Genomic DNA, 26,719 nt, shown 5'->3' with positions numbered 1-26,719 from the left:
TTACATTGAGCAAAAAGCCTTGCAATGTTAGTATTCTCATCCGTCCTGAAGGTACTCTTTTACGTACCATCAAATCTCATTTTTTCTATTTTAAGGCGGGTTAAACACTCATGGCGACACGATACATTTTCGTCACAGGCGGCGTGGTTTCATCACTAGGTAAAGGGATTGCGTCTGCATCTCTGGCGGCCATTCTTGAATCTCGTGGTTTGAAAGTCACTATGCTGAAATTGGATCCCTACATCAATGTAGATCCAGGTACCATGAGTCCATTCCAACATGGTGAAGTATTTGTAACCGAAGACGGTGCAGAAACCGATCTTGACCTAGGCCATTACGAACGTTTCATCTCTACTAAGATGGGTCAACGTAATAACTTTACCAGTGGTCGCGTATATCAACACGTTTTGAAAAAAGAGCGCCGTGGTGACTACCTAGGTGGTACGGTGCAAGTTATTCCGCACATTACCGACGAAATTAAACGCCGTGTTCAGGCAGGTGCTGAAGGCGCAGATGTTGCTTTAGTAGAAATTGGCGGTACCGTTGGTGACATCGAATCTCAGCCTTTCTTAGAGGCCGTTCGCCAGTTGCGAGTTGAGTTAGGTAACCGTCGTGCTTTATTTATGCATTTGACCCTAGTGCCTTATATTAGTACAGCAGGTGAAACGAAAACCAAGCCAACTCAACACTCGGTTAAAGAGTTGCGCTCAATTGGTATTCAACCAGATATTCTAATTTGTCGTTCAGAAGTTTCTATTGAAGCACCTGAGCGTAAGAAAATTGCTTTATTCACTAACGTTGAAGAACGAGCGGTTATTTCTTTACCTGATGCAGATACTATTTATCGCATCCCGCAAATGCTTAACGATCAAGGTCTTGATAACCTAATCGTGGACTACTTCAACTTAGATTGTAATACCCCAGACCTTGAAATCTGGAACAAGGTAACCGTCGCTAAATTGAACCCAGAGAAGCAAATCAATATCGCCATGGTAGGTAAATACATGGAATTATTGGATGCTTACAAGTCCTTAATCGAAGCCATGGATCATGCTGGTATTCACGCTCGTACCAAGGTGAAACTGCATTATATTGATTCAGAAAGCATTGAAGAGAACGGCACTAGCCAACTTGATGGTATGGATGCGATTCTTGTGCCTGGCGGTTTCGGAGAGCGCGGGGTTGAAGGTAAAATCCTTACAGCCCAATATGCTCGTGAAAAGAAAGTACCTTATTTAGGCATTTGTTTAGGTATGCAAGTTGCGGTAATTGAATTTGCTCGTAACGTTGCCAAACTTGCTGGTGCTCACAGTACAGAATTTAATTTAAAAGCAGAGAATCCTGTTGTTGGCCTGATTACTGAGTGGGTCAACACTGAAGGTTCCAAAGAAATCCGGTCAGAGGAATCCGATCTGGGTGGTACGATGCGTCTTGGTGCGCAAAACTGTAACCTAAAAGAGGGCACCAAAGCCTTTGAAGCTTATGGTCAAGCTGTTATTGAAGAGCGTCATCGTCACCGTTACGAAGTAAATAATTATTATGTTTCTGCCTTAGAAGAGGCTGGGTTGACCATTTCTGGTCTATCGGAAGACAACTCTTTGGTTGAAATGGTAGAAATTGCAGATCACCCATGGTTCGTGGCCTGTCAGTTCCACCCAGAATTTACTTCTACCCCAAGATACGGGCATGGCCTGTTTAGTGCCTTTGTACACGCGGCACTGAAAAATGCAGGAAAGGAAAAATAGTTTATAGGCGTTACACGTTAAAGACATTTAAATTTAAACAAAGAGGTTTGTTATGAGTCAGATTGTAGATATTAAAGGTCGTGAGGTACTAGATTCCCGCGGTAATCCAACAGTGGAAGCTGATGTTATTTTGTCAGACGGTTCTTTCGGCTCCGCATGTGCACCTTCTGGTGCGTCTACAGGGTCTCGTGAAGCACTAGAATTGCGTGATGGCGATAAAAGCCGTTACCTAGGCAAAGGTGTATTAAAAGCGGTTGCTGCTGTAAATGGCCCTATCCGTGATGCTTTAGTTGGCAAAGACGCTCAAGATCAAACCGCTCTAGATAAAATCATGATCGACCTTGATGGCACTGAAAACAAGTCAACTTTTGGTGCGAATGCCATTTTGGCCGTGTCTTTGGCGGCAGCTAAAGCAGCTGCAGTCTCTAAAAAAGTACCTTTATACCAACATATTGCTGATCTAAACGGTACGTCAGGTGTTTACTCTATGCCAGTACCAATGATGAACATCATCAACGGTGGTGAGCACGCGGACAACAACGTCGATATTCAAGAGTTCATGATCCAGCCTGTTGGGGCGCCTAACTTCCGTGAAGCTCTGCGCTACGGTGCTGAAATCTTCCATGCCTTGAAAAAAGTACTTAGCGCTCGTGGCTTGAATACTGCAGTAGGTGACGAAGGTGGTTTCGCACCTAACCTTGCATCTAACGCTGAAGCACTTGCAGTAATCAAAGAAGCTGTTGCTAATGCTGGTTACGAGCTTGGCAAAGACATCACTCTAGCCATGGACTGTGCAGCCTCTGAATTCTTTGAGGAAGGTAACTACAATCTGAAAGGTGAAGGTAAAGTCTTCACATCGGAAGGTTTCTCTGACTACTTGGCTGAGTTATGTGAAGAGTACCCAATCGTATCCATTGAAGACGGCTTGAACGAGTCTGACTGGGAAGGCTTTGCTTACCAAACTAAGATCCTAGGCGACAAGATCCAACTAGTAGGTGACGATTTGTTCGTAACCAACACTAAGATTCTGAAGCGTGGTATCGACGAAGGTATCGCTAACTCGATCCTTATCAAGTTCAACCAAATCGGTTCTTTGACTGAAACACTAGAAGCGATCCGTATGGCGAAAGCGGCTGGTTACACAGCGGTTATTTCTCACCGTTCTGGTGAAACAGAAGATGCGACCATCGCTGATCTTGCTGTAGGTACTGCTGCAGGCCAGATTAAAACGGGTTCTCTATGCCGTTCTGACCGTGTTTCTAAGTACAACCAATTGCTACGTATTGAAGAGCAATTAGGTGGTAAAGCACCTTACAATGGTCTTGCAGAGATCAAGGGTCAAGGCTAGTCTTAGAGGCAAGCCGAAAGGGAGAACTTAGTTCTCCCTTTTTTGTTGATAGTAAAACACGGGACTGTGTGAATTTCTTTGAGGCGCTTATGAATCGCTTATTCTTGTTGGTATTTGTGCTGGCGGTTGGTTACCAGTCTTACCATTATTATTATGGTGAGCAAGGTGTAAAGCGTCATGAAGAACTAGCAAAACAGATAGAATATCAAGAGCGTATAAATGGACGTTTAAAGCATAGAAACGACGCTTTAAGAGCCCAAGTTAATGACCTTCGACAAGGTGAAGAAGCCATTGAGGAGCATGTTCGAACTGAACTGCAATACATAAAAGAAGGCGAAGTGTTTTATCGGATGGTAGACAATGACTAATCCATTGTGGGTCATCATTCCGGCCGCAGGCGTCGGAAAAAGAATGCAATCTCATACCCCCAAGCAATATTTACAGTTACAAAACCAGACCATTTTGGATCGTACTATTGGGCTTTTTCTTCGCAGCGAGTCTATAGCGGGTGTTGCGGTAGGTTTGAGTGATAACGACGGCTACTGGCCTCAGTCTCAATGGTATCAAGACGCTCGAGTAAAGGTGTTTAAAGGTGGTGCAGAGCGCAGTGACACCGTTTTGAATGGTTTAATGGCTTTGGAAGCAACATTAGAAGAAGGCGCCTCGGTATTGGTTCACGACGCTGCGCGCCCTTTACTAAGCCAAGCTGCATTAGCCCGAATAGCAGATTATGAGGGCGAACAAGGAGCGTTATTAGCGATGCCATCAAGAGACACTGTAAAACAATCTTCACACCAACATAAAGTGATGAGTACGGTTGATAGAAACCACATTTGGTTGGCACAGACGCCACAAAAATTTCCGGCCAGAGCGTTACAGCAGGCTTTACTTGCTGGGCGGCAACAGAATCAAGCAATTACTGATGAAAGTTCAGCTATGGAGCTTATGGGGTGGCAGCCTCAATTAATAGAAGGCGAAAGCCGAAACATTAAAATCACTTTGCCAGAAGATATATTGATTGCAGAAGCCTTACTTTCTAAAGGCCTCTGTTAATAACTAATTTAGGAGACACACTGTATGTTGCCGTTTCGTATTGGTCATGGCTTTGACGTTCACAAATTTGGTGAAGGGGATGAGATTATCCTAGGCGGAGTGGCGATTCCTTATTCGCAAGGGCTCATTGCCCATTCCGATGGAGACGTCGTGCTGCATGCTTTGACCGATGCTTTGCTTGGAGCGGCAGCATTAGGAGATATCGGTAAGCATTTTCCTGATACGGATGCTAGCTTTGCAGGTGCAGATAGCCGAGTCCTGTTAAAAAAAGCCTATCAAGAAATTAACCAGCTAGGTTTTGTTGCAGTGAATCTTGATGTGACCATATTGGCCCAAGCTCCGAAAATGCGCCCCCATATTGATGCGATGAGAACGAATATTTCCCAAGATTTGAACTTACCAATGGACTGCGTCAATGTGAAGGCTACCACGACTGAGAAACTAGGCTTCACGGGCCGTAAAGAAGGGATCGCAGTCGAAGCCGTCGCCTTATTATGTAAAAGTGATCAAGTATGAAAACAGATTGGCAATATGCCTGGACTAAGCCAAATATCACTGGTGACTTAAAAACCTTCGTACAAGATTTTTATGTAGAAGAGCTCTTAGACTTTGCAGCAGATGGCAAAGGAGAATTTTGCTATTTATTCATTGAAAAGCAGGGTGTCAATACGGACTATCTTGCAAAGAGGTTGGCGCAGCTAGCTGGCATATCGCCACAAAAAGTGACTTACAGTGGTGTCAAAGATAGACACGCCTGTACACGCCAATGGTTCTGCTTACACATGATGGGGCAAGAAGCTGATTTGTCCAGTATCAGTGAAGCATTTCGAGCACCGGAGAGTGTTCGTTTGATCGAACAGGTTCGTCACTCCAAAAAGTTGCGAACAGGCAATCACAGAGCAAATCGTTTTGTTATTCGCTTACGTAATCTAGTAGGCGATCAGGCGGAATTGAAATCTCGTTTGCAACTGATTCAGCAAGCGGGGGTGCCGAATTACTATGGCCCTCAACGTTTTGGGATAAACGGCAACAACTTGCATAATGGCAACACTTTTGTCTCTCAGGGGCGGCAAAGCAAACGTAAATTGTCTAAAACAGAATCTTTCTGGCTGTCAGCGATCCGTTCTTGGTGCTTTAACCAAAGCTTAAGTGATCAGGTCGCCAATGGTTCATGGAATCGCCTTTTGCTTGATGATATTGCCCAGCAGCAACACGCTAACGAACAGTTCAGGGTTAAAAGTATCACTCCGCAAATCATACTAGACACCTTGCAAACAAGGGTGAGTCCTGTGTTGCCTTTGGTTAGTGAGGGTTGGGAGAAGGGGACAGGTTCTGAGCGCGAAGCGCTCATAAAACACTCGCTGTCTGAACAAACTCATTTGCTGGCGGGACTCATGACATTCGGCTTGTCTCGGGATAGTCGCTTAGCGCGCTTAGTGCCTCAAGATATGGCCTGGGAATTGCTTGGCTCTGAGGCTAAAGAGCAGCAATTGATTGTGGAGTTTAGTCTTCCTAAAGGGTGTTTTGCGACTAGTGTATTGCGAGAAATGCTGGTCGTTAATGACAAGTCAGCAGAGAATTTTCATGAGAGTACTGATCGCCAATGACGATGGTGTGGATGCCATAGGCATCCAGGTGTTAACGCAAAGATTAAAACAAACGTATCGTACCCTAGTTGTTGCCCCAGACCGTAACTGCAGTGGAGCGAGTAGTGCCTTAACACTAACTCGTCCGCTACAACCTAAGAAGCTGGAAGAACAGGTGTACAGCGTTGACGGTACACCTTCTGACTGTGTCAATCTTGCCGTTGCTGGGGTCATCGATGGCCCTGTTGATATTGTTGTATCTGGGATTAATCATGGCGCCAACTTAGGTGACGATGTGATTTATTCCGGTACGGTTGCTGCGGCATTAGAAGCCCGCCATCTGGATCGACCAGCCTTAGCGATTTCTCTAGTTGGCGGTACGCACTTTGATACAGCGGCTCGGGTCGCTGAGCAGCTACTGAAGGACGCTCACAGTTTGCAGGTTCCTGCAGGAGTGCTACTTAATATCAATGTTCCCGATGTTTCCTATGATGAGCTGAAGGGGTTTGAAGTCACTCGTTTGGGCCATCGTCACCGAGCGCAGCCGCCTATTTCTGCACACCATCCGCGTGGTATTCCTAGCTTTTGGATTGGTCCTTTATCAGAGGCCAACGACAACAGCCCGGGCACGGATTTCTGGGCTATAGAGAAAGGCAAGGTATCCATCACCCCGATTCATACTGACATGACCTGTTACGGCGCTCAGTCTAATCTACAAGAGTGGGTGAAAGATATTTCGTGATGACACAAAAGAATCTTGCTTGGTTGGTGAAAAACACCGAACCGAAAGCATCCAAAATGGTTCAATATTTAATGGACCAAGGCATTGATAATAAAGAGCTCTTGGAACTCATGGGAAGTTTGCCAAGGCATGATTTTGTAGAGTCTGCTTTTTCACATCTAGCTTATTCAGCCACGCCTCTGCCGATTGGCCAAAACCAAACAATTAGCCAGCCACTAACCGTAGCTCGCATGACGCAATGGCTCTTGCAGCATGCAAGGCTTGGTAGAGTATTAGAAGTAGGCACAGGATCTGGCTACCAAACCCGCATTTTGTCTCATTTTTTCAATAAAGTTCACACCATAGAGAGACAGGAATCATTACATTTAAGAGCTTGTGAGCGTCTTAAACTCATGCAGGTTAACAATGTCGAATTTCATTTTGGTGATGGCCATTTAGGCTGGCCTCATGATATCGCCATGGATGCCGTTATTATTACCGCGATGGCAAGCAAAGTCCCTCTAGCACTCACAGAATGCCTTAAAGAGGGAGGGGTTATCATTATGCCGATTAACCAACCTACTCCTCATATAGGGTGCTGGCGTAAAGAGGGAGATAAATGGAAGTGTTTAGGAACGCAAGTAGCACAGTTTGTGCCGTTAGTAGAAGGTTTAGAATATGCCTAACTGGCTAAAAATATATTTAAGTGGCCTGGTAATGGGGGCGGCGGATGTGGTACCTGGTGTATCAGGTGGCACAATGGCGTTTATTTTGGGCGTTTATGATCGACTGATTCGAGCGCTTAGTGGTGTTAACAAACAGAGTATCAGGCTTTTGTTGAAAGGTGATTTTAAAGGCCTTTGGCGTCATTTTGACGGAGCTTTTTTGTTACCTCTAGGGCTTGGAATAGTAACGAGTATTGTGGCTTTAGCTAAGCTGGTTAGCTATTTACTCGTCAATCATCCTACCCCTTTATGGAGCTTTTTCTTTGGGTTGATACTGGCGTCAGCGTATTTTTTAATGACCCAAATAAAAGAGCTTAAATGGAGTCATTTGGTTTTGCTTGTATTTGGAGTAATCATTGGCGCTGCGCTTTCTCGTTTGGTTCCGGTGCAGTTAGAAATATCGTATTTGATGGTGTTTTTATCGGGCATGATTGCGATCTGTGCCATGATTTTGCCTGGTATTTCTGGCAGCTTTTTATTGCTGATGATGGGAATGTATGGGTTCATCATCACTTCAATTAAGAGCTTTGATTTACCTATATTAGTGGTATTTTCTTGCGGTGCTTTAGTGGGGCTACTGAGCTTTTCTAAGTGTCTTAATTACCTATTAACTAAAGCAAGGTCAGCTACTTTAGCCACGCTAACAGGTGTCATGTTAGGTGCCCTTGTTAAAGTATGGCCTTGGAAAGAAGCTCAGAGTTGGGTGCAAGTGGGGGATAAAAAACTGCCTTTAGAAGAGGCATTGGTCCTTCCTTGGCAGCAGGTTGGCTTCATTATGGTTGATGATTTTTTGATACCCTTGAGCTTTATGTTTATCGGTTTTATCAGTGTAATGAGTTTATCTTACAAATCTTCACGAAAAGAGACAAATAGGAAAAGCTGAGTCTAGTGTCGGGTGTTAGGGAGTGTATTATCGTTAAGTTGAGCTTAATGAAGATGGTCAACACGGTGACAAATAAGACCCTGTCTGGTCTATGTTTGCTGTGTATTTTGCTGTCTGGTTGCTCCTACGAAATCCTCCATTATCCTGATGGAAAAAGCTCCTCTAGTGCTCAAAGACAAGGTTCTCAAAGTGGTATTCCCGCTTCAGGAATTCACCGCGTTAAAAGCGGTGAAAGCCTATTCTCTATCTCTTTTCGCTATGGTTTGGATTACAGAGAAGTGGCTAAAATAAATCGCATAGCGGAACCCTATATTATTTATCCTAACCAAAAAATTCGCCTTACGGGTAGTGCACCCATTGTCGCAAAAAGCAAGGCATCCGATACGGCGAGTAAGCCAAAAACAAGTTCTTCTAATTCCTCTCAAACAGTGACAAAAAGCACCGCTGCTAAGCCTGTTCCAGTGGTTACAAAAAGCTCGAATAGCAGTAAACCTGTCTCTTCTTGGCGCTGGCCTGTTACAGGTACGGTCACCAAGGGGTTTTCAAATGCCGGCGTAAGTAGTAAAGGTATAGACATAAAAGGTAGTAAAGGTGCATTGGTTAAGTCGGCCGCGGATGGCATTGTAGTGTATGCAGGTAATGGCTTGATTGGTTATGGAAATTTGGTCATAGTAAAACACAATGATGTTTACCTAAGTGCATATGCGTACAACGAGCGAATATTAGTTAAAGAGCAGCAGTCCGTAAAAAGCGGTGATTCCTTGGCCGTGATAGGAGGAAAAGGCAGTAATAAGCCGGTGCTTCACTTTGAGGTCCGTCGTGATGGTCAACCAATTGATCCGCTAAAAATTCTACCAAAACAATAAGAAGTAAGAAATTGGAGAGGGGAGGCAGTATGGAGTTAACCAATATGAGCAAGACGAGTGAGAAAGAGCTGGATACTGGTGATCTAACTATTCAGGAGGAAGAACTGCTACAGGAAGACCTAGAGGCGGAAGATTTTGAATCCGCTGTTAATGCAATGTACGCTGACGAAACTAATACTAAAAGTTTAGATGTAACTCAGTTATATTTAAGTGAAATAGGCTTTTCCCCACTGCTGACGGCAGAGGAAGAAGTGTATTTCTCTCGTTTGGCTTTAAAGGGCGATGAAGCAGCCCGCAAACGCATGATAGAAAGCAACTTGCGCTTAGTGGTTAAAATCTCGCGTCGCTACCTGAATCGTGGTTTGTCCCTGCTTGATCTAATAGAAGAGGGGAATCTTGGCCTCATTCGAGCGGTTGAAAAGTTTGACCCAGAGCGTGGTTTTCGCTTCTCAACCTATGCCACTTGGTGGATACGCCAAACCATTGAACGGGGGATCATGAACCAAACTCGTACTATTCGTCTTCCTATTCATGTGGTGAAAGAACTTAATCTGTATCTCAGAGCTGCCCGTGAGCTGACTCAGAAGCTTGATCATGAACCAAGTGCAGAAGAAATCGCAGACATGCTGGATAGGCCAGTAAAAGACGTTCAAAAAATGCTGGGGTTGAATGAGAAAATCAGCTCAATTGATTCTCCGGTAGGTGGTGCTAGCGAAAATAATACCCTAGTGGATATCTTAGCCGATACACAGCATCAGGGGCCTGAAGAAGACCGCCAAGACACAGATGTTCTGAATAACATTGATGGCTGGCTAGAAGAGCTGAACGAAAAACAAAGAGAAGTAATAGCGCGCCGCTTTGGCTTGCGTGGCTACGAACCTAGTACGCTTGAAGACGTTGGTTTAGAAATAGGGCTGACTCGTGAAAGAGTGAGACAAATCCAAGTGGAGGCTTTACGTAAGCTGAGAGTGATACTAGACAAACAAGGTTTATGCTTAGATGATGTGATTCGTATTGAAGAACACTGATTATAGCTAGGTACAAAAAAGCCCAATCTAGTGAACTAGGTTGGGCTTTTTTATTAAGTTGTTTCGCTTTCTGAGCTTATTTCGAGAATATGCTGTTGTACTTGGGCTTGATACTTGTCAGAGAGTCCTTTCACTTCATACACCATAACTTCTTTTTCTTGCTCCTCTATAATCTCAGGTAGGCCTGTGAACACTCTGTGTTGGATGTTCGGCAAACTAAACACATCGCCACATAATAAAAGAGCGTTTAAGGTACTGCAGCGAGCAAGGAAATCAATGTCAGCGCTCATACTGGCTAATTGCTCAGGTGTTATGTCTTCACTGTTACCTGCTTTGGAAATCTCCTCGTTCCCCTTATGAAGAGATAAGTGGAAATCCAACGTCGGGGCATTCTGATAGAGCTCGGCTTCGAACAGTTTTTTCACCAAGCCTAAAAACAGCTGTGCCGTACTCACTCCGTTGATGTACAAATGGTCGTCACAGTCAGCAGCATGGAAAACGATCATGACGGAGTGTTCTTTGTGCTGATAAACGGTGCCAAGGTAAATGTCACTGGCTTGGAAAATAGCCCGATAGATAGGAGTGAGTAAGTTAGCAACTTGCAGCTCAGACATAGCGTCTTGCCAGTCCGCCAAGTTCGCAATATCTATATGCAAGACACAGCTACGCTTTTGAGATTCCTCAAAAATAGCATCAAAATTAAATTCGATCTGCGTTTCTTGAAGCACAGGTAAATCGACAGTGTTTTCTTTTGTTTGCTCTTCTTCCTTAATAGTATTCTCAAAGTCTAGAGACTGTACGGCTTTAATGGAATCAAATAACTGCCTTGCTTCTACATAGTTGCCATTGTCCAATGGGGTGTCTCGATGGCCTAGCTGAAGGTTTTTTAGGGCCTGCGTTGCATCTTTAATTGGGATGAACAGCCAACGGCTAATAAACAACATAATTAGGCTGAAAATGGTGCAGCTAAAAATGGCGACACCAATAAGTAAGTTATTTAAGTGTTCTATGGTTGCTTGGGCAGGCGTCTTATCTAGGGTGATTAAAACGTGACCAACTACCTCATCACGAAATTTTACACTGGAACTGTAGATTCTACGTTTATCGTCCGGTCTTAACTCTAAATCACCAGCTAAATTTGCATTGCTACTGTCTGCTTCAGCAAGTAATTCGTCTTTTCTGTTGTACACACGGGCGCTTAAAATATTCTCATCGAGCACCAAGCGGTTTAATAATACATTGAGGCTCAGTAAATCATTGGTGAGAATGGATTGAGTCGCATTGAAGGCGGCTTGAGTCGCTAGGCTGCTACCTAATACTTCCGTTTGCTGAGCAAGGTGGTTTTCTAAGGCGTGGCTAATAGTATAGAGAAACAAGCAAACAGTTAAAAAAATCATGGAAATGAAGCTAATAACCATGACAACTGAGGCGTTTATTTTGGCATGCAGTTGGGCGAGTAACTGTTTGAAGCTGTTGTTCATTGACATCCTGTAGGGGAACTCATAAGTCGATTTACTAAGTATACCTATCATAACGGCGGTTATCAGGATACTTTAAGAGAAAAGGGCTTATTCGCCAATAATATAGCCCTTCAAAACATTATGGTTGTCCTTTCGATTACAAGATTTGATATAGTAGCGGCCTCTTTAGTATTGAGGTAATCCTATGTCTGCTTGTATTACGCTTATGGGTTCGCTACCAGCGAACTATCTTGACACTTTTCACACTTGGTTATCAGCACGCCAATTAGATGGAAACAGCCAATTCTTAAGTGATGATCAAGACAGCTTTGATGTTGTACAAATTTCACTAAAACACGTCCCTCAAAACACAGATACGACTCAGTTGCGCCTAGACCTGTTGGCCTTAGCGGATGAAACCGGCATAGATCATGTGTATCAAGATCGTTTGGTTGATATTCAGCAGCCAGGAGTGGCGGTCTTTGATATGGACTCGACCCTAATTAAAGCAGAGGTGATGGATGAGTTGGCCGTTGAAGCAGGCATTGGTGAGCAAATCGCCAAAGTCACGGCCAGTGCGATGCGTGGGGAGATCGACTTTGTGGAAAGCTTTGTGCAAAGGCTGGCGTTACTTAATGGCCTAAGCAGTGAAGTGATGGATGGGGTCTATCAGCGTATTGTCCATATGGATGGAATCTCGACCTTGATGAAGGTGCTGCATCAATATGGTTGGCATACGGCTATTTTATCCGGTGGTTTTACCTACTTCGCTGATCGAGTAAAAGAGGCTTATGGTATGAGTGAGGTGCATGCCAATGTGCTAGAGATTACCGATGGTCAGTTAACCGGTAAGCATTTAGGGCCGATTGTAGATGCACAGAGAAAGAAGCTGCTATTAAGTCAAATAGTCTCAGAACAAAATATTGATTGGTCACAAACCATCGCTTGCGGTGATGGCGCAAACGACCTTCTAATGTTAAATCAGGCCGCTCTAGGCGTGGCTTTACATGCTAAGCCTTTAGTCCGTCAACAGGCTCCTTGCCCTATGAGTCAGCTGGGGTTAGAGGGGGTTTTATACTTAATGGGCTTATCATCAAGTCAGATCCGTGCTCAGCTTGCGTAATTTTTTGTGCTGAAATCCGTACGTCGTGATAAAAGCTGTTATGATCAGTAGTCATAACATATAAAGATAATAACAGTGGAGGGCTTGTGTCAGAAATCAAGCTATCAGACATCGATTTAAACTTGTTGTATATATTGCAAGTATTAACCGAAGAGTTGAATGTAACCAAAGCCGCATTGCGTTTGGAAGTGTCTCAACCAGCGGTAAGTCGCTCCTTATCACGACTACGGGAAATTTTTGACGATCCATTGTTTGTTCGCACGTCTCACGGCTTGTCCCCAACCGCGAAAACACAGTCACTTGGTCCCATTCTTGCCACGACATTACAGTCTCTTGAAAACCTTGTGCAGCCTAAACAGTTTGTGCCAGCCACAAGCCAGCGACGCTTTACCTTGTCGACCACCGATTTTGGTATTTTAACGGTGCTGCCTAAAATTTTAGAGCCTTTTCGGCAATCTGCACCAAATGCCACTCTCGATGTAAAGGCTTGGAGCGAAGATACCGCATTAGCCTGGGATAAATTAGATGTTGATGTTGCTGTGGCGGTTTTATCGAAAGAAACCTCTAATGTTGTGCGTTCTAAGCGCTTAATGAGTGATCGAGTGGTTTGTTTGGTTCGTAAAGATCACCCTAGTGTACAAAACACGCTCACTTTGGAGACCTATTTGGCCGCCAGTCATGTACAAGTTGTATTGGGGAAACGAGAGTACTTTGCCGTAGACCGAGAACTTGAGAAAATGAACGCGCGCCGTCATGTGGCGGTTCAGTTACCCAATTTCGTACCTGCCGCGAGGGTCGTAATGGACAGTGATTTACTGCTGACAGTGCCTGAACTCTTTGCTAAAGATATGGTTGAAAGTAACCCAGAATTGGCTATTTTCGAGCTTCCTTTTTTAGACAAAACGTTCGATTACTCTATGGTTTGGCACGAACGCTTTCAGCATGACGCAGCGCATTTATGGTTTCGAGGTTTGTTAGAAGACGCCTTTATCAAATAGTTGATAAAGGCTTAGCCTATTACTTAAAAGTGTCAAAAGGGTAGTAATCGTACTCTTCCCCCTGCTTGATCTCGCTTCCGGCTTTTATGTGTAAATACCCGTCACTTTCACAAGCGGCCAATAAAGCGCCTGAGCTTTGTTGCTTATGTGCTTGTGCTTGTCCTTGAGAGTCGATGCTTACTCGAATAAACTCATCACGCTTAATTGCCGTTGCCCGTTGAAACCCAGCCGCTACGGGGTAGCTTTTAGGGTCGTTAGTTTGTCTACCCGCTGAGTAGTTTAACAAGGTTCTAGCAAACCAATGAAACGTCACTAAGGTGGAGCTGGGGTTACCAGGCAGACCCAGAAAAGGAATGCCGTTGATGCTGGCATGCATGAGAGGCTTTCCTGGTTTCATGGCTATTTTCCATAAGTGGACAGTACCCAGCTCTTCTAGTGCTTGGGTGACATAGTCTTTTTCACCAACAGAGACACCGCCAGAGCTAAGTATAATATCCGATGTTTTCGCGAGCTCTTGCAGCGCTTGCATTGTGGCTTCTGGTTCGTCTTTTACATGTGTTTGATGTTCCACCTGATGGCCTAGTTGGGCGACAAGTGCTGCCAGCATCGGGCCGTTAGAATTGTATATTTGACCGTCTGCTAATGGGGTGCCGGCCGGTGTCAATTCGTCACCGGTTGTTAGAATGGCTACTTTTAAAGGGCAATAGACTTCAACTTGGTCGACTCCAATGCTGGCGAGTAGTCCTAAGTCCATTGGCGTTAATTGTTTACCTTGGCTTAAAATCATTTGCCCTTTAGCGATGTCTTGGCCTTGAGGGCGAATGTTTTGTGAGCGCTCAGGTTGCTGGTTAAATAAAACGCCCTGTTCTGTCAGTTGGGCATTTTCTTGCATAATAACTAGGTCAGCGCCTATTGGAATAGGGGCACCTGTGAAGATACGCGCACAGGTGCCCGCTTCTAAATGACTGGGTTGGCTACCAGCGGTAATGTACTCTGATACGGGTAACGCTTTACTTGCTTGCCAGTCATCTAGGGCAAGGGCATAACCGTCCATTGCACTGTTATCCCAAGGTGGTACATCGAGCCCAGCGACGATATTACTGGCAAGGGTTCGATTGAGAGCGTCTTGTGTTGCAATGGTTTCAGTTTCTACCTTGATCGATGCGGTTTCTTTAATGTGCTGCAGGGCCGCTGCAAATGGCATGAGAGATGACATATCAGTTCACCTCGTTAGGCGCTTGATACGGTCCGATCAGCATATTAACAAAGTTACATGGGCGATGTGTTGCATCGAGCTGCTCTTTTAAAATACCGTTCCAGGCCGTTTTACAAGCGCCTGTAGAACCCGGTAGGCAAAAAATTAAGGTTTGATTCGCTAGGCCGCCAAGAGCTCGCGATTGAATGGTAGAAGTCCCTATTTCATGATACGAAATATGGCGAAATAGCTCACCAAAGCCCTCAATGCTTTTATCAAACAATGGCATCATAGCTTCTGGCGTGCTATCACGAGAGTAGAATCCAGTCCCACCTGTGATTAACACTACATGTGTTTCTTTACTGGCAATCCACTGAGAAACAACGGCACGCATGTCGTACACATCATCTTTGACGATTTGGCGATCAGCTAATTTATGTCCTGCTTGCTGAAGAAGCTCAACAAGGGCATCTCCTGAGGTGTCTTCGGCCAAAGTGCGAGTGTCTGAAACGGTGAGAACGCTGATTTTTAACGGGCGAAATGGTGTTGGTTGTTTGGCCATGTGGCTTCCTTATTAGCCTCCTGTTGCGCTCATGAAACGCAATATCTGAGGGGCTTCGTCTAAATTAAAGTGGTGTTTTTGTGGCTTTAGTGCCAATGCGTCTATGATAGCGTCTGCTAATGTCTGGGAAGTATCTAGGCCGCGAATAAAGGGTTTTAAATCTTTAGAGTGTTCATTGCCAAGGCAGAGTAATAAACGGCCCTCGACAGTCATTCGTACTCTATTGCAGGTATCGCAAAAGTTATGGCTGTGGGGCGAAATAACGCCAATACGATGTTTAAACCCTGCCACATTATAATAGCGAGTTGGGCCACCTGTGGTGTTCGAACTTGGGCTCAGTTGGTACTTTTGCCCTAGCGTGTCGATTACTTCATCGCTGGATAAATACGTGGCAGCTCTATCATGGCTGCTAATCTGGCCTAGAGGCATTTCTTCGATAAAGCTGATGTCCATGTTTCGTTGCAATGCAAATTGAGCTAAATCGAACAGTTCATCATGGTTGTGGTTTTTAAGTATCACACTGTTTAGTTTGACTCTCTTAAAGGGTAAACGGCTGGCAATCTCAATACCATCAATCACCTGCTGGAATTTATCACGACGCGTCAGTTTTAAGAATCGCTCAGCACGTAATGTATCTAAACTGATGTTAATCCGAGAGACGCCTGCATTAAGCAAGTCATGGGACATTTTAGCAAGTTGAGAGCCATTCGTGGTTATGGTCAGCTCTTCAAGACCCGGGGTATTGGCTATTTCCTCAATGGCCCAAAGAATGTTTTTCCTGACCAGAGGTTCTCCCCCTGTAATACGAATGCGCTTGGTGCCTAAACCAATAAAAGTTTTCGCCGTGGTAATGATTTCTTCTAACGAGAGAATGTGAGATTTAGGGAAAAAGGTTGCGTCTTCGTCCATACAATAGGTGCAGCGAAAGTCGCAACGATCCGTCACTGAAATGCGCAGGTAGTCGATTTTTCGACCAAAAGGGTCGATTAACTCGGGAGCACTCAAGAAAAATACCTCTAGTTCTGGACCTTCTATCAAAGCAAAAAATTGCGCGTTTGGCAAAGCCCCTAACAGACTCGATACAAAACTTTGAGTATTTCGAAAGTAATAGGTTCAATGTGCTTAGTCTATTCGCTTTTTAGGTGCTGTTTGAGTGCCCATTTAATATGTTCTTTTACGAGCTCACTGGCAGTCGGTAGTGCTTCTTTGAGAGCCGTAAGAACTGTTTCTTGGGTCGGGGCGTTGCCAAGAGCGACGGCAATGTTGCGTCGCCAGTTCTCATAACCGGTACGACGAATGGGAGACCCTTCCGTGTTTTTTAAAAAAGTCGCTTCGTCCCATTTAAATAAGGTGATAAGGTCGGCTTCGTCTAATTGATGACGGGGCTGAAAATCTTGTTCGTTCGTATGTTTGGCAAACTTAGTCCAAGGACAAACCAATTGACAGTCATCACAACCGAAAATTCGATTGCCCATTTTTGCACGTAATGGCTCAGGGATGGGGCCTTTATGTTCAATGGTTAAATAAGATATGCACTTGCCTGCATCTAGCACCCAAGGCTCTACGAAGGCATCAGTGGGGCATTGTGTTAAACAGGCTGAGCAACTACCACAGTGCTTTGTTTTGGTTGGTGGGTCAACGGGCAAGGGTAAATTTGTAAACACTTCGCCGAGTAAAAACCAACTGCCCCCTTTGGGAGTCAATAGCAGAGTGTTTTTGCCAATCCATCCCATACCAGCTTGCTCTGCTACTTGTCTTTCTAAAATAGGAGCGCTGTCAACAAAGGCTCGATAGCCATGTTCGCCCACGGCGTTTTCAATTCGCTTGGCCAATTGTGTGAGGCGCTTTCGAATCAGTTTGTGATAGTCACGCCCTAATGCATACCGCGCAATATACGCTTTATCTTTGGTTTGCAGGCGCTCAACTGTGGCAACAGATTGAGGAAGGTAATTCATTCGTAAAGAAATGACTCTTCGAGTGCCTGGGTGAAGTTGGTCTGGCTGAAAACGAAGATCACCATGGTTAGCTAAATATTCCATGCCAGCGTGATAGCCTGCACTCAGCCATTGGTTAAAATCTTCACGATATTGCTCAAGTTCTGGGGCAACAATTCTTGCTTCTGCAAAGCCCAGTTCTTGTGCCCAAAGTTTAATTTGAGCAGATAACTGTTGCAGCTCATCAGGGGAAGACAAAGAGGAGGGGAGCACAATAAATACCGTGTTAAACACGCCAAACTCAGGCTGAGTTTGGCGTCATAGGTAATAAGGATTAGTAAAGAAGAGAGTCGCCTTTCACCACATCCATTAACAGTTTGACAAACATGCGGTCAGCTTCTGTGTGGTTTTCTAGGATTTTAATGGTCGTTTGGTTAGACACTTCTTCTGCTATACGCTCATAAGCATTTGGCTCGTTGATGTTTTCTTTAGCAATGCGTACTAACTCGCCAGACAATTCTGGGTCCATTAGCATTTTGCGGAAACAGCGTAGAAATTCATCAATAATGCGTTGTTGATTGAGCTCATTAGCCATTTTATAACTCCTAAAATAATAACTCGAGTATAACACCATGAAGTGACAATAAGAGCAAGTTCTATGATGCAAATAGCGTTTCAGGTGTTGACAAGATACGGCTTAGAAAGCAATATACTTTGTTAACTGTCGACGTCACCCTGTCGAAGCATTCTTTTTGGGGCCATCAGCCCTTCCAATCGGCATTTTGCTGAAAACACAAGTACTAGAAAGCGTGAAGTCTGCCTTCTTTTACTTCCCCTCGCGAAAAGACGCGAGCAGTGTAAACACTGCGATTTCTTGCGTTTGAGTGTCCTTAGTTTCAGGTTACCTCATTTGTTTTAGCAAACTTCGTTATACAAACTTTAATCTGCCTTACGTATGCGGTTACAATAGGACCATACTGAAAGCAGTGACATAAATAATTATAGAGGCGAATTAAGGTGGAGTTATTATCCGGCGGTGAAATGATTGCACGTTTCCTCAAAGATGAGGGAGTGGAATATATCTACGGTTACCCAGGCGGTGCCGCACTTCATATCTATGATGCTTTGCATCGTCAAACGGATGTGAAACACATACTGGTAAGACACGAGCAAGCTGCAACACACATGGCAGATGGCTATGCCCGAGCAACAGGCAAAGCGGGTACTGTGTTGGTGACTTCCGGTCCTGGTGCAACAAATACTGTAACAGGCATTGCGACGGCTTACATGGACTCTATTCCCATGGTCGTTATTTGTGGTCAGGTGATGAGTTACCTGATTGGTGAAGATGCTTTCCAAGAAACAGACATTGTTGGTGTCTCTCGACCTATTGTTAAGCACAGCTTTACGGTAAAACATCCTTCTGAAATTCCGACTATTTTGAAGAAGGCTTACCATATTGCCAGCTCAGGCCGTCCTGGCCCCGTGTTGGTTGATGTGCCTAAAGACATGACCATGCCTGGGGAAAAGTTCGAGTACCATTACCCTGAGTCGGTTTCTTTGCGTTCGTACACGCCGCCAACGAAAGGCCACAGTGGTCAGATCAAGAAAGCGGTTGAACTGTTACTTTCTGCTAAGCGTCCAATTATTTATGCTGGTGGTGGTGTCATCATGGGCGGTGCATCTAAGCAACTGGTGCAACTTGCTCAAGCATTGAATACTCCCGTGACTAACACTCTAATGGGTCTTGGTGGTTATCCAGGTACTGATAAGCAGTTTGTTGGTATGTTAGGGATGCACGGCAGCTACGAAGCAAATATGACCATGCATCACAGTGACCTTATTCTAGCGGTAGGTGCACGTTTCGATGATAGGGTAACGAATGACCCAGACCAATTCTGCCCTGGCGCCAAAATAGTACACATTGATATTGACCCTGCAGCGATTTCTAAAACCATTCGTGCTGATGTGCCAATTGTAGGACCAGTTGATCAAGTATTAGATGAAATGCTAGGTCTCATTGAGGGTCAAAAAGGCAACGCAGACGCTCTAGCTAGCTGGTGGAAGCAAATTGATGAATGGCGCGCTGTGCATGGTGGCCGTTATGACACCAGCAGTGAAAAGATCAAACCTCAGGCCGCTATTGAAGCCTGTTGGCGTGCAACTAAAGGAGACGCTTTTGTGTCCTCGGATGTTGGTCAGCACCAAATGTTTTCAGCCCAGTACTATAAGTTTGATAAACCATACCGTTGGGTGAACTCAGGCGGCCTAGGTACCATGGGATTTGGTTTACCAGCAGCGATGGGTGTGAAAATGAACTTCCCGAAAGAAACCGTAGTGTGTGTTACGGGTGAGGGTAGTATTCAAATGAACATTCAGGAGTTGTCTACGTGTTTACAGTACGGCTTACCGGTGAAGATTCTATGTTTGAATAATGGTTACTTAGGCATGGTTCGCCAGTGGCAAGATATGAACTACGAAGGACGTTATTCCAACTCGTACCTAGATTCATTACCAGACTTCAAAGTACTAATGGACGCTTATCGTCATAAGTATGTTGAAATCCGCAGTAAAGATGAGTTGGATGCAAAAATGGAAGAAGCGTTTGCGATGACAGATCAATTGGTCTTCATTAATTGCTACGTGGACCCAGAAGAGCACGTATACCCAATGCAAGTGCCTCGTGGCTCTATGCGCGATATGTTCTTGAGCAAAACGGAGCGAACTTAACATGAGACACATTATTTCTGTACTAATGGAAAATGAACCAGGCGCTTTGTCTCGCGTTGTTGGCTTGTTTTCTCAACGTAACTTCAACATTGAATCATTAAACGTAGCGGCGACGGACGACCCAACCTTGTCACGCCTGACGCTAACGACCCACGGTTCAGATCAAGTGGTTGAACAGATCACAAAGCAGCTTAACAAACTAATTGATGTGGTTAAGTTGGTCGATCTGACCGAAGGGCACCACATTGAGCGTGAATTAATGTTGGTAAAAGTTCGTGCAACGGGGGCGCAACGCGCTGAAGTGAAGCGCACTGTGGATATCTTCAGAGGCAACATTATTGATATGACACCTTCAATATATACCGTACAAATTGTGGGTGAATCAGACAAACTTGATGGCTTCTTGCAAGCTCTCGGTGGAACACATCTTTTAGAAGTGGTTCGTACTGGTGTATCCGGCATTGCACGTGGCGAGAAAGTGCTCAGTTTGTAATTGGCAAACGGCTTAATAAATGCCGCTAAGATACTATCTTAGCGGCATTTTTGTAGGTACAAGATAGAGGTTTTTATGGACAAAATTGACTTGAAACTGATCAAGGCTTTAGAGCGCGACGCTCGTATGTCTTATGCCCAGTTAGGTAAACTTGTACACCTTTCTGCACCTGCCGTAACCGAGCGAATCAAAAAGCTTGAAGAGCAAGGAGTAATAAAGGGCTATCACGCAGACATTAACCTAGAAAAAGTGGGAGTACCTATTACCGCATTGGTCGAATGTGAGGTGTATCGTACAAAAGAGCGTGAATTTAAAGCCTTAGTTATGAGTATTAATGAGGTGATCGACTGCTATAACGTGACAGGCCCTTCGGCTTTTGTTATTCGTGTTGCTGTTGATTCCATGTCAAAGCTTGACGAGCTGTTAGAACGACTAATCGATCTAAGTGACACCCGCACTATGATGATTCTTGCTCATCCAGTGAAGCGCGGAATGCCACTAGGCATGGGCTCGTTATAAGGCTGCTTGAGCAGCGTCTGGTCGGCGCTTAGTCGGCCATTGGCTAACCATCATACCGATAAAGATTAAGGCGCACCCTGCTAATTCGCGTCCAGATAGTACCTCTCCCATTAACCACCAGCCACCTAACGCAGCAAATACCGCTTCGGTGGATAAAATAAGGGCAGCGGAGCTTGGGGCTACATTCTTCTGACCAAGTGTTTGCAATGAATAAGCAATAGCTGAAGAAGCAATACCTGCATAGACTAGCGGTAACCAGCTCGCTTTTACGGCTTGCCAGGTGATCGTTTCAAAGCTCAAGGCTAATATCCAAGATAGAGCAGCAACCACGATAAGCTGAACAATAGAAAAGCTAATAATAGGCACTTTGCGAGAATAGTAACCCACGATCAGAACGTGTCCTGCCCAGAAAAAAGCTCCTATCAATTCGATACCATCGCCTTTTTGAATGGTCAGATTCGGTCCAACAGTTAACGTATATAAGCCTGTTAGCGCGAGGATGATGCCAAACCAGGTGTTGCGTTCAATTGTATGCTTTAAAAACAAACCTATTAAGGGAACAAAAAGCATGTACATGGTGGTGATAAATCCAGCATTAGCCGCAGTCGTGTAAAGTAGTCCGACTTGTTGGAGCGTGGCACCAGCGAATAATACTAAGCCAGCTAAGCAGCCAGCCTTTAAGGTTAAGGCTAGATCCCCTGTTCTATGCCGCTCGAAGCAATAAGCAAGTGGCAACATTGATAAGGCCGCCAAAGTGAAGCGAGTTGCGTTGAAACTATAGGGGCCAAGTAAGTCCATACCAACACTTTGTGCCACAAAGGCAAAGCCCCATATTGCTGCTGTTAGCCATAAAAAAGCATGTGAAATTGTCATAATGTTAGCCCTACGTCTAAAAAATCTGGGTTGATTGATAGGAAAAGATTGTAGGTGGCTTTGATGAGAAGTTACATAAGGATTATAAAGGAAACAAAAGCATTAACTTTCGATTCCAAAGAAAATGGTATGTATTTTTTATGAAATAAAGGCGAAGGCTTTAAAAAGAAAACTTGTAGGAATCTCGCCTATTGGATGCACACTTTCGTAAGAAAGTGTGCATTAGGTGATTGCTAGCTTTTACGGTTGAAGCGTTTGTTAAATTTAGCGATACGACCATCTTTCTGGGAAACGTTTTGTTTACCAGTATAAAAAGGGTGTGAGGCACTGGACACATCTAGAGTCATGTAGGGGTAAGTTTCTCCTTTATACTCAGCTGTTTGTTGGGTTTTAACAGTTGAGCCAATTAAAAAATAAGTATCAGCGACGGTATCGTGAAACAGTACTTTTCTGTATTCAGGGTGGATATTTGCTTTCATCTTAAATTCTCTTTAATGATAATGAATATTATTAGATTATGTTATATAATAACATTTTGTATTTCAATACAGACCCTTTTATTTACGTTTTCTCTCATGTAGGAGGTTCTTGTCCCCTGACATGCCTGTCTTATTAAGGGGTTAAGCATGCCCGTCCTATTAAAGAGCCCAGTATTGATATAGGTAAGCGCATAGGTACATGCCAACTCCAAATAGACAATGAGTGGTGCTGCTACGCACTCTGGCAACCAAGGGGGCTGGGCTTTTTCTGGCGGCTATGCCTAGGCCTAGTCCAGGTTGAAGAATTAAGAAGGGAAAAATAACCGTTACTAGCCCAAATAAGGCAGCTGGTAGAAGAGTAGGGCTGCTTAGCCAATGGTGACCAACTAAAAGCAATAAACCGGCAGCGAAAATTGCGCCAATAACATAATGCAGTGTCCAACCAATTATAGCTTCTGCCGCTATTTGCGGGGACTTGCTAATGGCAGTGTGGCGAAAGACTCCGTGTTTCATATGGCCTACCCAGCGGCCAACGAGAGCAAAGTCCAATGATGGAACTCCAAATGTTTTCTTTAAAAAAAAGCTCCATAGGTCAATGATTGCGGTAGCACCAAAGCCAATAAAGGTTGCCGGTAATAAAAGGTCGTTAATGAATGTTGTACTAAACATGGTGATCTCCTAATTGGTTTTTGAATGATGGTTAAATCAGATTTAACCAGTAGGATCACACTTAAAGTCGACTTTAGGTCAAGTGGAAATTAACAAGGGGATAAAAAAAGGCCCCAGAAATTGCAAAGTCCAATTATAGGGGCCGTTTAGTTTTTTGGAACTAGAGTCTTTTAGATCACTTTATCCTTGATTACTTTATTTGGCCTAACTTAATAAAGTAGGTTTCACCAGTACTGTCATCAACACCGTCGTTGTCAGTAACCGCGTAAGCTTGCCCTAGGTTATCGAAGGTAAAGCCTTCAATTTTATCCACCACAATACCGTTGCCGGCTATCAACTCAGGTAAGAAGTCATGTACCAGTGTTTTAGTTACAGTAGGCAATTCTTCACCTAGTGCTACAGGTGCTAGGTCTTCTAATGCAACCTTATATAGGCGCTTTATTTTTGCACTTGAGGCAAACTGGTTATCTCTTTCTAATACGTATAAATTACCATCGTGAGCAGTAATTTCAGAAAGTCCCACCCAACCTTTTTGAGAAATTTCCAATGGATAGTGTACCGCTTGCCATGTTTGCTTATTAAGATCATAGCTCAAAAGTTTTGTTAGGTTCTGACCGTCATCTTTCCAAGGTCGCTGGATAGCCACCCAAAGAGTATTGTCAATTTGGGTTATCCCTTCAGCGCCAAAACGTAGCTGGTGCTCTAACAGTTGTTTTGGAAAAGGAATGGTTTGGTCAATCTCACCATATTCGGTGACATGATAAATCCCATGAGGAACGTCTTTTCCAGGATGCCCCTCAGATGCCAGCCAAAACCCCCCTTGAGGGTCTACCGCTATCCCTTCTAAATCGAGTTTCTCGGCAGGCTTTCCGTGGCGAGTTACTGTTAACTTGTGAGTGATTCGTGCAGGATATTGATTGCTATCAATTGTGAAGATAGCAGGCTGATGGGAGTAAAAGCTGTCGCTTACAGCATATAGTTTGCCAGTTTGCGAAAGGTCTGCTGCCAAGCCAGATAGCGCTCCCCAGCCAATAGGTTGTCCAGCAGCATTGGATTGAGATACGATTTGTGGATACTGAGCACTAGCATCCTGTTTTTCGAACAACATAACATGGGAGCGGGGAGCATTATCTTCAACTAGATCTTTTTCATTTGCTGTTGCAATGATATTGCGCGATGGAATAGCGACTGCCGATTCAGGCGCTATGCCAGAAGGCAGCATTTGAACTAACTTAGGTGCTGCACCAGTGTCTTGGTATACTCCGACAATAGAACCACGTTCTGACATTACAAAAATATAAGTCTGATCTCCAAACTTACCCACCTCAAGCCCTTCAGGTTCGGCGCCTTTTTTACCAGAACGCTTTTCAGGGTAATGACCAGTTTTGACCACTGCATGCTCAAAGCTTGCACCGCTCTCAAACAGCACATCTCCCTGCTTGCTAAAGATGGTAAAGCCACGAGCACCACCTTTGTAATCACCTTCATTAGCAATCACAAATCGATCATTATCAAGCCACTTTACGGCATCGGGTTCGCGTCTAACCCCGGTTTGGCTACCACTAAAAATTAATGCGCCATCACGCACTGTATCAATCATCTTAAGGTCGACAGTGCCTGCCGAAAAGTCTTTTATAATGCTTTTGTTTTGCGCATTTACAATGACGATGTGGTTATTTTCTTGTAATGTAACGACAACTTCATCTTGATCGTTAAAGTCAACAAACTCAGGCTCAGGGTCACTGCCTGCAATATCGGCAAGACCAGTCAAGCTAACATTGTGAGTTTTCGAGCATTTACCTTGATCAGTATCAAAGTCGATAATCGATAAGAAACCTGCTGGTTGCTGTGGAATGTCTCCATCATTAAGATCCTCGTCTCGCTCGTTTTCAATGGCCACCGCTACAAAATTGCCGTCTTTTGAAAAAGCTACTGAGTCTGGTTGACCGCCCAATTCACATTGATGAGCGACTTTTTGAGTCGCTAGATTAATAATCGCAAGGTAGCCGTTAGGGTTTATATAGTCTTCAGAGGTGTTTACCCCTGCAACCAACCAGTTACCAAACGTAGCCACAGAAGTAGGTTCACCGTTTAGTGTAAGAAAACCAGCAGGCTTTGGGTTGTGAATGTCTTTAATGTTGATAAAACCTACACCGCCAAGTGGGCTATCGGAGTAAATTAGCGTATTACCATCTTCCGAAGCTGTGATAATTTCAGCAGATGTTTCTGTGGCAATAGGTAAGTCGCTAAGGTTATTAGCAACAGGAAAGCTAGACACTCGATTAAATGAGTCTGCAGATGCTGAAATAGCGATACTAGCTAGGCTGCTAGTAAGTAACGTACGACGAAAGAAAGTTGTTGGCATTATTGTCTCCGCAGTGAATCGTTTTAGGTGATAGCACCTTAAGACAGATAGGTGACAAATCTATTGCTAATATATTTCCCTTTTATGATGGTTTGGTGTCAAGCAATAAGCAGAGCCAAGTAACATAGCTCTGCTAAAAAACGGGTGTCAATTCCTGCCCGACATGATGCCACCATCGACATCGATTACGCTTCCCGTTGTCCAGCTGGCCTTATTAGACAGTAAAAATAGTACACTATTCGCAATATCGTCAGGTGTGCCAATACGGCCAATAGGGTGGAATGGATTGAAGCTAGTGAGTGTTTGCTCTAACTCTTCTTCCTTTATAAAAGCATTGTAAATTGGTGTTTTTACCACAGCAGGAGAAACAGCATTAACTCTAATATTATGGTCAGCCAACTCCATAGCCATGTGTTGAGTTAAAGCGTGTAAGCCGGCTTTTGCCATTGAATATGCCGAAGATGGTGTAGCTTTGATGGCTTGCTTCGCCCACATTGAGCCAATATGGACAATAGCACCACCTCCATGCTGTACCATATTTCGAGCAACGGCTTGAGAAAGGAAAAAACTGGCTCGGTTAATATCTGCATAGATATCATAGTCAGTTTCATTGTGGTCTAAAAACGGCTTGGGGTTAAAATAGCCCGCAGCATTTACTAGAAAATCAATCTTTCTATTTGATTCTTGAACACTGGTAATGGCCTTAGATACTTGCTTAGGGTTACATAAATCAGCTTGCAAGGTTTCTATCTTTCCTAGGCTTGCAAGGCTCGTTTTAGCTTGAGCTAGTTTATCCGCATTTTTCCCAAGAATCATGACATCGCAACCTTGTTGTAAAAGTTGTTTTGCGCACGCTAAGCCAATACCGCTGGACCCGCCAATAATGAATGCAAATTTTGAATGTGTCATATTTCATGCCTTTTTTGTGTTAATGTGATGCGAATAATTTACGGTTATAAAAAGGCTAAAAATAGTAGATACTTTTTGGTCCCCTAAGTACATTTAGGTACAACTTCATGATAAATAAAGAGAAAAAAGTTTTAAGGAAAAAAGCCCCAGACAAAACGGTGCGCATGGTAGAAAGTATTTATGGCTGCAAATGGTCCCTAACTATTTATCAGCTATTAGCTCAAGGAGTGCATCGACCAGGAGAAATGGTGCGTTCTGTAGAGGGGCTTACAACAAAGGTGTTAAATGACTGCCTTCGTAAGAATATGCAGTTTGGTATCCTTAAAAAAATTACGTTTCATGAGGTACCGCTTAGAGTTGAGTATCAGGTTACTGATTTTGGACAGAAATTTATGGCAATTCTAGACGAATTAGAAAAGCTGCAAAGTGAACTGGAAGATCACAAGGGCTAATTA

28 protein-coding genes are annotated in these 26,719 nt (G+C 44.1%); 17 read left to right on the top strand and 11 right to left on the bottom strand.

The features are described 5' to 3' along the window. The first annotated feature begins 110 nt into the window (after positions 1–110). From ACYVGZ_RS14675 to rpoS, 11 genes are all read left to right on the top strand, one after another. Positions 111–1,745, top strand: coding sequence for a CTP synthase (locus tag ACYVGZ_RS14675; RefSeq protein WP_460757194.1), 1,635 nt, complete (start codon positions 111–113; stop codon positions 1,743–1,745). A 52-nt stretch (positions 1,746–1,797) separates the two neighbouring features. Then, positions 1,798–3,093 carry a phosphopyruvate hydratase gene (gene eno, locus ACYVGZ_RS14670; protein WP_460757191.1) on the top strand — a complete coding sequence of 432 codons (1,296 nt, stop codon included), beginning with the start codon at positions 1,798–1,800 and terminating at the stop codon, positions 3,091–3,093. An 89-nt stretch (positions 3,094–3,182) separates the two neighbouring features. Next, positions 3,183–3,461, top strand: coding sequence for a septum formation initiator family protein (locus ACYVGZ_RS14665; RefSeq protein WP_460757189.1), 279 nt, complete (start codon positions 3,183–3,185; stop codon positions 3,459–3,461). Beyond that, positions 3,454–4,146 carry a 2-C-methyl-D-erythritol 4-phosphate cytidylyltransferase gene (gene ispD / locus ACYVGZ_RS14660; RefSeq protein ID WP_460757186.1) on the top strand — a complete coding sequence of 231 codons (693 nt, stop codon included), beginning with the start codon at positions 3,454–3,456 and terminating at the stop codon, positions 4,144–4,146. The genes ACYVGZ_RS14665 and ispD overlap by 8 nt, the downstream gene beginning before the upstream one ends. A gap of 24 nt (positions 4,147–4,170) precedes the next feature. Continuing rightward, positions 4,171–4,662: a 2-C-methyl-D-erythritol 2,4-cyclodiphosphate synthase gene (ispF, locus tag ACYVGZ_RS14655; RefSeq protein WP_460757185.1), complete on the top strand. Its 492-nt coding sequence runs from the start codon at positions 4,171–4,173 to the stop codon at positions 4,660–4,662. Continuing rightward, complete coding sequence (gene truD / locus ACYVGZ_RS14650; protein WP_460757182.1) at positions 4,659–5,753, top strand: tRNA pseudouridine(13) synthase TruD; 1,095 nt, start codon at positions 4,659–4,661, stop codon at positions 5,751–5,753. The genes ispF and truD overlap by 4 nt, the downstream gene beginning before the upstream one ends. Further along, positions 5,731–6,474 (top strand): 5'/3'-nucleotidase SurE, encoded by a 744-nt coding sequence (surE, locus tag ACYVGZ_RS14645; protein ID WP_460757180.1) that lies wholly within the window; start codon positions 5,731–5,733, stop codon positions 6,472–6,474. The genes truD and surE overlap by 23 nt, the downstream gene beginning before the upstream one ends. After that, positions 6,474–7,139, top strand: a complete 666-nt coding sequence (locus tag ACYVGZ_RS14640) for a protein-L-isoaspartate(D-aspartate) O-methyltransferase (protein ID WP_460757178.1) — start codon at positions 6,474–6,476, stop codon at positions 7,137–7,139. Before surE ends, ACYVGZ_RS14640 begins: the two co-directional genes overlap by 1 nt. Beyond that, a complete protein-coding gene (locus ACYVGZ_RS14635; protein ID WP_460757175.1) occupies positions 7,132–8,061 on the top strand; it encodes a DUF368 domain-containing protein in 930 nt (309 codons plus the stop codon). The genes ACYVGZ_RS14640 and ACYVGZ_RS14635 overlap by 8 nt, the downstream gene beginning before the upstream one ends. A 65-nt stretch (positions 8,062–8,126) precedes the next feature. Further along, entirely contained in the window at positions 8,127–8,927 is an 801-nt protein-coding gene (locus tag ACYVGZ_RS14630; protein WP_460757174.1) for a peptidoglycan DD-metalloendopeptidase family protein, read from the top strand. Between the two features lie 44 nt (positions 8,928–8,971). Continuing rightward, a complete protein-coding gene (rpoS, locus tag ACYVGZ_RS14625) occupies positions 8,972–9,955 on the top strand; it encodes an RNA polymerase sigma factor RpoS (RefSeq protein ID WP_460757171.1) in 984 nt (327 codons plus the stop codon). 53 nt (positions 9,956–10,008) lie between these two features. Here the strand turns inward: rpoS and ACYVGZ_RS14620 are convergent, their stop codons facing one another. Continuing rightward, entirely contained in the window at positions 10,009–11,436 is a 1,428-nt protein-coding gene (locus ACYVGZ_RS14620; protein ID WP_460757168.1) for an AhpA/YtjB family protein, read from the bottom strand. A 184-nt stretch (positions 11,437–11,620) separates the two neighbouring features. On the opposite strand from ACYVGZ_RS14620, the gene serB reads away from it, so the two are divergent. Together serB and ACYVGZ_RS14610 are read left to right on the top strand one after the other, a co-directional pair. After that, positions 11,621–12,538 (top strand): phosphoserine phosphatase SerB, encoded by a 918-nt coding sequence (gene serB / locus ACYVGZ_RS14615; RefSeq protein WP_460757166.1) that lies wholly within the window; start codon positions 11,621–11,623, stop codon positions 12,536–12,538. Between the two features lie 86 nt (positions 12,539–12,624). Beyond that, positions 12,625–13,536, top strand: coding sequence for a LysR family transcriptional regulator (locus ACYVGZ_RS14610; protein ID WP_460757163.1), 912 nt, complete (start codon positions 12,625–12,627; stop codon positions 13,534–13,536). A 19-nt stretch (positions 13,537–13,555) separates the two neighbouring features. Here ACYVGZ_RS14610 and ACYVGZ_RS14605 read toward each other — a convergent pair whose 3' ends face one another. The 5 genes from ACYVGZ_RS14605 to ACYVGZ_RS14585 form a co-directional block, all read right to left on the bottom strand. Beyond that, positions 13,556–14,752: a molybdopterin molybdotransferase MoeA gene (locus ACYVGZ_RS14605; RefSeq protein ID WP_460757161.1), complete on the bottom strand. Its 1,197-nt coding sequence runs from the start codon at positions 14,750–14,752 to the stop codon at positions 13,556–13,558. A 1-nt stretch (position 14,753) separates the two neighbouring features. Continuing rightward, positions 14,754–15,293 (bottom strand): molybdenum cofactor biosynthesis protein B, encoded by a 540-nt coding sequence (gene moaB / locus ACYVGZ_RS14600; RefSeq protein WP_460757158.1) that lies wholly within the window; start codon positions 15,291–15,293, stop codon positions 14,754–14,756. Between the two features lie 12 nt (positions 15,294–15,305). Beyond that, positions 15,306–16,298, bottom strand: coding sequence for a GTP 3',8-cyclase MoaA (gene moaA / locus ACYVGZ_RS14595; protein WP_460757693.1), 993 nt, complete (start codon positions 16,296–16,298; stop codon positions 15,306–15,308). 122 nt (positions 16,299–16,420) lie between these two features. After that, the gene (gene queG / locus ACYVGZ_RS14590) at positions 16,421–17,500 is read right to left on the bottom strand and encodes a tRNA epoxyqueuosine(34) reductase QueG (protein WP_460757692.1); all 1,080 of its coding nucleotides are present in this window, start codon (positions 17,498–17,500) and stop codon (positions 16,421–16,423) included. A 61-nt stretch (positions 17,501–17,561) separates the two neighbouring features. Then, positions 17,562–17,822, bottom strand: a complete 261-nt coding sequence (locus tag ACYVGZ_RS14585; RefSeq protein WP_460757155.1) for a hypothetical protein — start codon at positions 17,820–17,822, stop codon at positions 17,562–17,564. 422 nt (positions 17,823–18,244) lie between these two features. Between ACYVGZ_RS14585 and ACYVGZ_RS14580 the strand changes: the two genes are divergently transcribed. The 3 genes from ACYVGZ_RS14580 to ACYVGZ_RS14570 all read left to right on the top strand — a co-directional run bounded on the left by ACYVGZ_RS14580 (position 18,245) and on the right by ACYVGZ_RS14570 (position 20,969). After that, on the top strand, positions 18,245–19,957 hold the full coding sequence (locus tag ACYVGZ_RS14580) for an acetolactate synthase 3 large subunit (protein WP_460757153.1): 1,713 nt from the start codon (positions 18,245–18,247) through the stop codon (positions 19,955–19,957). A gap of 1 nt (position 19,958) precedes the next feature. Next, entirely contained in the window at positions 19,959–20,450 is a 492-nt protein-coding gene (gene ilvN / locus ACYVGZ_RS14575) for an acetolactate synthase small subunit (RefSeq protein ID WP_460757150.1), read from the top strand. Positions 20,451–20,525: 75 nt separating this feature from the next. After that, a complete protein-coding gene (locus tag ACYVGZ_RS14570; RefSeq protein ID WP_460757148.1) occupies positions 20,526–20,969 on the top strand; it encodes an Lrp/AsnC family transcriptional regulator in 444 nt (147 codons plus the stop codon). On the opposite strand, the gene ACYVGZ_RS14565 is transcribed toward ACYVGZ_RS14570, so the two are convergent. The 5 genes from ACYVGZ_RS14565 to ACYVGZ_RS14545 form a co-directional block, all read right to left on the bottom strand. Continuing rightward, on the bottom strand, positions 20,964–21,842 hold the full coding sequence (locus tag ACYVGZ_RS14565) for a DMT family transporter (RefSeq protein ID WP_460757145.1): 879 nt from the start codon (positions 21,840–21,842) through the stop codon (positions 20,964–20,966). The two genes, ACYVGZ_RS14570 and ACYVGZ_RS14565, sit on opposite strands and share 6 nt — an antisense overlap. A 233-nt stretch (positions 21,843–22,075) precedes the next feature. Continuing rightward, positions 22,076–22,321, bottom strand: a complete 246-nt coding sequence (locus tag ACYVGZ_RS14560; protein WP_460757142.1) for a type B 50S ribosomal protein L31 — start codon at positions 22,319–22,321, stop codon at positions 22,076–22,078. Between the two features lie 159 nt (positions 22,322–22,480). Beyond that, positions 22,481–22,990 carry a DUF2938 domain-containing protein gene (locus ACYVGZ_RS14555; protein ID WP_460757140.1) on the bottom strand — a complete coding sequence of 170 codons (510 nt, stop codon included), beginning with the start codon at positions 22,988–22,990 and terminating at the stop codon, positions 22,481–22,483. A gap of 190 nt (positions 22,991–23,180) precedes the next feature. Further along, positions 23,181–25,355, bottom strand: a complete 2,175-nt coding sequence (locus ACYVGZ_RS14550) for an esterase-like activity of phytase family protein (protein WP_460757137.1) — start codon at positions 25,353–25,355, stop codon at positions 23,181–23,183. Positions 25,356–25,502: 147 nt separating this feature from the next. Continuing rightward, positions 25,503–26,264: an SDR family NAD(P)-dependent oxidoreductase gene (locus ACYVGZ_RS14545; RefSeq protein WP_460757135.1), complete on the bottom strand. Its 762-nt coding sequence runs from the start codon at positions 26,262–26,264 to the stop codon at positions 25,503–25,505. A gap of 107 nt (positions 26,265–26,371) precedes the next feature. On the opposite strand from ACYVGZ_RS14545, the gene ACYVGZ_RS14540 reads away from it, so the two are divergent. Beyond that, complete coding sequence (locus tag ACYVGZ_RS14540; RefSeq protein WP_460757132.1) at positions 26,372–26,716, top strand: winged helix-turn-helix transcriptional regulator; 345 nt, start codon at positions 26,372–26,374, stop codon at positions 26,714–26,716. Positions 26,717–26,719 lie beyond the last annotated feature (3 nt).

The organism is Marinomonas epiphytica (assembly GCF_054780655.1).
Note: the sequence above shows the minus strand (reverse complement) of the source record. Positions and strands in the feature narration are given on the sequence as shown.